At 52.6% G+C, this 1,850-nt stretch carries 1 rRNA gene; it reads left to right on the top strand.

The window, feature by feature from the left end:
• Nucleotides 1–263 precede the first annotated feature (263 nt).
• A 16S ribosomal RNA gene (locus tag ETG88_RS21935) occupies nt 264–1,803 on the top strand.
• Nucleotides 1,804–1,850 lie beyond the last annotated feature (47 nt).

The raw sequence follows: 1,850 nt of genomic DNA, 5'->3' as shown, positions 1-1,850 counted from the left end.
GGTTAGCGGGGTTCAGCGATGAACGCCGACAGCGAAAAGCGAAAATAAACGCTTGACTCTGAAAGAGGAAAGCGTAATATACGCCACCTCGCAACGGTGAGCGAAAGCCGCGTTGCACTGCTCTTTAACAATTTATCAGACAATCTGTGTGGGCACTCAAAGTGACATGGATTCTAAACGTCGAAAGACGCTAAATGAATACCAAAGTCTCTGAGTGAACATACGTAATTCATTACGAAGTTTAATTCACGAGCATCAAACTTAAATTGAAGAGTTTGATCATGGCTCAGATTGAACGCTGGCGGCAGGCCTAACACATGCAAGTCGAGCGGTAGCACAGAGAGCTTGCTCTCGGGTGACGAGCGGCGGACGGGTGAGTAATGTCTGGGAAACTGCCTGATGGAGGGGGATAACTACTGGAAACGGTAGCTAATACCGCATAACGTCGCAAGACCAAAGAGGGGGACCTTCGGGCCTCTTGCCATCAGATGTGCCCAGATGGGATTAGCTAGTAGGTGGGGTAACGGCTCACCTAGGCGACGATCCCTAGCTGGTCTGAGAGGATGACCAGCCACACTGGAACTGAGACACGGTCCAGACTCCTACGGGAGGCAGCAGTGGGGAATATTGCACAATGGGCGCAAGCCTGATGCAGCCATGCCGCGTGTATGAAGAAGGCCTTCGGGTTGTAAAGTACTTTCAGCGAGGAGGAAGGCATTGTGGTTAATAACCACAGTGATTGACGTTACTCGCAGAAGAAGCACCGGCTAACTCCGTGCCAGCAGCCGCGGTAATACGGAGGGTGCAAGCGTTAATCGGAATTACTGGGCGTAAAGCGCACGCAGGCGGTCTGTCAAGTCGGATGTGAAATCCCCGGGCTCAACCTGGGAACTGCATTCGAAACTGGCAGGCTAGAGTCTTGTAGAGGGGGGTAGAATTCCAGGTGTAGCGGTGAAATGCGTAGAGATCTGGAGGAATACCGGTGGCGAAGGCGGCCCCCTGGACAAAGACTGACGCTCAGGTGCGAAAGCGTGGGGAGCAAACAGGATTAGATACCCTGGTAGTCCACGCCGTAAACGATGTCGACTTGGAGGTTGTTCCCTTGAGGAGTGGCTTCCGGAGCTAACGCGTTAAGTCGACCGCCTGGGGAGTACGGCCGCAAGGTTAAAACTCAAATGAATTGACGGGGGCCCGCACAAGCGGTGGAGCATGTGGTTTAATTCGATGCAACGCGAAGAACCTTACCTACTCTTGACATCCACGGAATTTAGCAGAGATGCTTTAGTGCCTTCGGGAACCGTGAGACAGGTGCTGCATGGCTGTCGTCAGCTCGTGTTGTGAAATGTTGGGTTAAGTCCCGCAACGAGCGCAACCCTTATCCTTTGTTGCCAGCGGTCCGGCCGGGAACTCAAAGGAGACTGCCAGTGATAAACTGGAGGAAGGTGGGGATGACGTCAAGTCATCATGGCCCTTACGAGTAGGGCTACACACGTGCTACAATGGCGTATACAAAGAGAAGCGACCTCGCGAGAGCAAGCGGACCTCATAAAGTACGTCGTAGTCCGGATTGGAGTCTGCAACTCGACTCCATGAAGTCGGAATCGCTAGTAATCGTAGATCAGAATGCTACGGTGAATACGTTCCCGGGCCTTGTACACACCGCCCGTCACACCATGGGAGTGGGTTGCAAAAGAAGTAGGTAGCTTAACCTTCGGGAGGGCGCTTACCACTTTGTGATTCATGACTGGGGTGAAGTCGTAACAAGGTAACCGTAGGGGAACCTGCGGTTGGATCACCTCCTTACCTGAAAGAACCTGCCTTTGTAGTGTCCACACAGATTGTCTGATGAA

It is taken from the genome of Lelliottia nimipressuralis, from assembly GCF_004115925.1.
Taxonomy (GTDB): Bacteria; Pseudomonadota; Gammaproteobacteria; order Enterobacterales; family Enterobacteriaceae; genus Enterobacter; species Enterobacter nimipressuralis.
The sequence above is the reverse complement of the archived record's forward strand: the minus strand, read 5'-3'. Positions and strand labels throughout refer to the sequence as shown.